Annotated in this window: 6 protein-coding genes; all 6 read left to right on the forward strand. The window is 51.0% G+C overall.

All coding sequences use genetic code 11. From position 1 onward, the window contains the following. Nucleotides 1-247: hypothetical protein (locus tag AACS18_RS02575; RefSeq protein ID WP_219927955.1), on the forward strand; the 247-nt coding region annotated here is incomplete at its 5' end. Between the two features lies 1 nt (nt 248). Further along, nucleotides 249-1,559: a virulence factor TspB C-terminal domain-related protein gene (locus AACS18_RS02580; protein ID WP_181363240.1), complete on the forward strand. Its 1,311-nt coding sequence runs from the start codon at nt 249-251 to the stop codon at nt 1,557-1,559. Then, a complete protein-coding gene (locus AACS18_RS02585; RefSeq protein ID WP_108612023.1) occupies nt 1,559-1,831 on the forward strand; it encodes a DUF2523 domain-containing protein in 273 nt (90 codons plus the stop codon). The genes AACS18_RS02580 and AACS18_RS02585 overlap by 1 nt, the downstream gene beginning before the upstream one ends. Then, on the forward strand, nt 1,828-2,865 hold the full coding sequence (locus tag AACS18_RS02590; protein ID WP_108612026.1) for a zonular occludens toxin domain-containing protein: 1,038 nt from the start codon (nt 1,828-1,830) through the stop codon (nt 2,863-2,865). The genes AACS18_RS02585 and AACS18_RS02590 overlap by 4 nt, the downstream gene beginning before the upstream one ends. Nucleotides 2,866-2,991: 126 nt before the next feature. Further along, on the forward strand, nt 2,992-3,198 hold the full coding sequence (locus tag AACS18_RS02595; RefSeq protein WP_108612024.1) for a hypothetical protein: 207 nt from the start codon (nt 2,992-2,994) through the stop codon (nt 3,196-3,198). Continuing rightward, entirely contained in the window at nt 3,191-3,706 is a 516-nt protein-coding gene (locus tag AACS18_RS02600; RefSeq protein ID WP_108612025.1) for a hypothetical protein, read from the forward strand. Before AACS18_RS02595 ends, AACS18_RS02600 begins: the two co-directional genes overlap by 8 nt. Nucleotides 3,707-3,996: the final 290 nt, after the last annotated feature.

Consider the following 3,996-nt stretch of genomic DNA (forward strand, 5'->3'; position numbering starts at 1 on the left):
CGTTGCCGATTGCTCTGCAGCTGTCTACGAAGCTTCTTCCTCAATGTTCCTGGTAGATGTTGCCCTCGGTACTGCCTTCGGCTCTGTGCTTGGCTTTGCTGTCTTCTATGGCCTCTGGTCGTTTCTCTATACCCGCTACCGCTATCCCGTTATGCGCCGCCATATCCAGACCTTCAGAGAATGGCGCCGTGAACTCGAACTTCGAGAGAAGGCGATCGAGGCCAGAGAGAAAGAGGCGGGCATTTGATATGCGTTTACTTAAATCATTTATCCTCTTGCTCCTTATCCTCCCCGTTCTGGCTAGTGCTGCTTATACGACAATGACGCTTGAGGGGGTTAAACAGGCAAATGGCGTTTGGACTGCCTCTGGTGTTATGGATAGCATGGGTTTTGTTCGTACAACCGGCGCTGTAACAGTTTCTGGAACCACTGCATCAACCGCTGTTTCCTTAGCCGTTGAGCGCAATATCGCAAAAAACACGTTTAGGGGAGTTGTTAATAAACTTGGCCCTTACGGTATTGCTGCCGCTGGAGCTTATGAGGTTTATGATTGGTTATCTAATGGTGATGGTACTCAGCCTCAATTAGTTCCTTGTGATCCTACCTCGCCTATTTGGTGTCATCCTGCTGATTCATCTGGTTATGATGACACATATCAGTACGGCACTTACTACGAAGCTTGTAATGGCATGATGAAGTGTAATCGCGGCTCCACTGCTCGGGAGGCTTGCGACAATCTTATTTCCGGTGATGGAGTTAAAATATCTTCCATTACTATCAATCCAAATCGCTGCAATTTGAGTTGGATTCATAACGGCATGCCTAACGGTCATGTTTCTTACGGTAAAAATAGTTGCACCCCTCTTGTTTCTGTTGCTTCTTGTAAATTTGAAATCGATCCTAACAAACCCAAACCTACTCCAATCCCCGGTGATTACTTTAATTCTTATCCTGACCCTAGTTTGCCTGTCATGGCTGATGGTTTTAATAACATTCCATCACTAAGAGATGGCGGAATACCCATTTCCTCTACTAAGTTCAACCCTTATTCCGAATGGCTTGGAGACCCTTATTTTAAGGATGGTCAATGGTGGCGCGATAGGATGGATGTTTCACCTTCTCCTCAACCTGGGCAGCCTAACCGTGTCAGGGTTGATATTGGCCCTGTAAAGATTGAAGGTGCAACCAACCCTGAAACTGTCCCTGATACTGGCCCTGCTGGCGGCTCTGGTGGCGCTCCGCAACCTGAGAAAGAGAAACCCACGTTCTGTGAAGCTAATCCCATGTCTATTGCCTGCGTTGAGCTTGGTCAGCTTGAGGATAAGCCACTAGAAGTTGTCGAGCTTCCGGTTAATGTCACCTATACACCCTGGGGCGCTTCTAATGCTCAATGCCCTGCGCCCACCACGATTCCACTGTGGGGCGGTGACTCTATTAGCGTCACTTACCAGCCTGTTTGCGACTTCGTGACAAAGCTTCGCCCGCTTATTATCGCGCTGGCCTTCTTCATCGCTGGCTTGATTATCACCGGTTACAACTTCAAGAAAGGGGGTGAGTGATGGGAAGCCTTGCCGCTTGGTTACTCTCTATCGCTGGGCCTATTGTTACCCGAGTTTTATTACAGCTCGGAATAGGCATTGTTAGTTACGCTGGAGTTGTTGCAGCGTTTAATCTCCTTATATCCAAATCGCAAGGAATCTATTTCACCTTGCCATCCGATATATTGAAGATATTCGCCATGGGTGGGATTAACGATGGTCTCGGCATTATTGTCGGTTCCATCCTTGCCCGCTTGTCACTTCAAGTTATGAAGAGGTTTCAACTCAAATGATTACATTAATCACAGGTGTTCCTGGCTCTGGCAAAACCCTTTATTGCGTTGACCAGATATTGCGTCCCGAATCTGAGGCGGGTAGGGCACTCTACGTTGATAATATTCCAGATCTTCTTATTCCTCACGAACCAGCACCCGACCCGCTTGATTGGCCTACGTGGGCGCCGGAAGGTGCTCATATTGTCATTGATGAGGTTCAGCGTATTTGGCGGCCCGAGGCAGCAGGTAAAACCCCGCATCCTTCCATAGCCGAATTAGAGGTTCACCGTCATCGCGGTCTTGATTTTACAATCATGACTCAGCACCCAAACCTTATTCACCCTAACGTTCGCCGTCTTGTCGGTCGTCATATTCACATCCGCAGAACGCCGCTCGGCGTTTACGCTTACGAATGGTCAGAATGCAAAACTTCCCCTGATAACGCATGGAAGTCTGCCATTTCAAAAATAAGGTTTTCTCACCCTAAACGCTCATTCGGCCTTTATAAATCTGCCTCTATTCACCAGAAGGTGAAATTCCGTATCCCCAAGGCGCTTATAGTCATGTGCGTGGGCATTCTGCTTATTCCTATGCTTATCTGGGGCGTTATCTCTGTCTTGTCTAGGCCGTTGGCTACTATCGATCCCTCTGGCAATGTCGCCGTGGCCTCGCCGGTTGGCAGCTCCCAGAACTCGGGATCATCGATCTTGCCTGCAGCACCATCCGAAGGGGTAGGGCAGGTTAACCTTGCTGCCCAACAAGCACCGGTGAAAGAGGTCGATATCAGGGAGACCTTCATCCCGAGAGTGCAGGGGGAGCCCAACACGGCACCGGCCTATGACCATCTGCGCAACGTGGTCACAATGCCCGTTGTGGCTGCCTGTATCGCTGATGCTGACCGCTGCATGTGCTACACGCAGCAGATGACCAAGGTAGAGATGAGTGATGGCCAGTGCCGCGAACGTGTGGCCCGTGGCACCTTCGACCCATACCGAGAGCCCGAACCCACCAAGACCGATACCAGGACGCCAGTGCAACAAGTCGAGTCCTGATGTTATCTCTCACCAGATGCCGATAACCCCATTTATCGGCATCTTTTTATTGAATTGTGTTTACATAAATCAAAGGTGCGCTATAATGAATCATGTAAACGGAATTCAAATCAACGGGGTGATCAGATGGCAACTGCAACAGTAAACTTCGACTACAAGTCAGGCATCTTGGAAGGGTACGCAACCCGTACCGGCGCAGACTTCTCTTGGTTCAAGGGCGATACCCGCGTTGATGTGTCTTGCGATGGTACCGACCTTGGCGAACTGCCGGTTCCTGCCGGTGCTACCGCTGTCCAGGTTAAGAAGCTGATCAAGGAGAGCCGCTATGTCTAATCGTGGCGGTGCTCGTGATGGCGCAGGTCGCCCCAAAGGCGAAGAGACCGTGATGGTCAGGGTTCCCAAGGGATGCTTGGAGCAAGTTCGGGCTTTGATTTCTGTATACAAAAACACCGGATCCTTGCCCGTTATCGGGGATCCTCTGCCTGATGGCGATCGCCATACCCAGGTTGACCTTCCTTTGACCGAGCAGGCCAGCGCCGAACTGGCTCCCTCCAAACCTGTCGAACGCCGAAGCAACCCCGCTTCTGATGCGTGGGCTGCCTATGAGTCATCCATTGTTGACCGGCTGGGTTTCGTCGAGCTTAAGGAACGTTTCTTTCGCGTGGCTGATGAGGCCGAGGAGAACGGCTATCACTTCACGTACCTGTTCTTCCTGCAGTTGCTTGAGCGTCTTTGCTCTATGACGGCAGAGGAAGGCTTTATCCCCGCTGAGTGGTGCAATATCCGCTGTCTTCGCGCCTATGTTCTGGACTTCTACAAATCCAATCCCCAATGGCATTGAGTGCCATCCCATGCTGACGCGCGGTCGAAGACCATAGCGCGTATAAGGCGGCCCTCTGCGGCTGATTGTCGTGACGTAGGTGGGCCCGCCGAAACTTCTTTGGAGTGTTGCTGTGAGGCAAGCACAACTCCTTTCCCTGCAAAACCGGCCTTTGAGGCTTTCCGGCACTGAGGGAAGCAAACGCCTCAGCGCATCTCTTGACCATCGAATTATCTTCTCGTCCAGCCCGGGGCGACTGCGCATAATGTCCAGTGTTTATGTTTAGCGCTGCCGGCCTGCTAACCTGCGAA

This window comes from Aeromonas sp. HMWF015, from assembly GCF_963878965.1.
GTDB classification, from domain to species: domain Bacteria; phylum Pseudomonadota; class Gammaproteobacteria; order Enterobacterales; family Aeromonadaceae; genus Aeromonas; species Aeromonas veronii.

Bases quoted from the DNA above. Each gene is read 5' to 3' on its own strand.
- AACS18_RS02580 (WP_181363240.1), top strand. From the start codon at position 249: ATGCGTTTACTTAAATCATTTATCCTCTTGCTCCTTATCCTCCCCGTT.
- AACS18_RS02585 (WP_108612023.1), top strand. From the start codon at position 1,559: ATGGGAAGCCTTGCCGCTTGGTTACTCTCTATCGCTGGGCCTATTGTT.
- AACS18_RS02590 (WP_108612026.1), top strand. From the start codon at position 1,828: ATGATTACATTAATCACAGGTGTTCCTGGCTCTGGCAAAACCCTTTAT.
- AACS18_RS02595 (WP_108612024.1), top strand. From the start codon at position 2,992: ATGGCAACTGCAACAGTAAACTTCGACTACAAGTCAGGCATCTTGGAA.
- AACS18_RS02600 (WP_108612025.1), top strand. From the start codon at position 3,191: ATGTCTAATCGTGGCGGTGCTCGTGATGGCGCAGGTCGCCCCAAAGGC.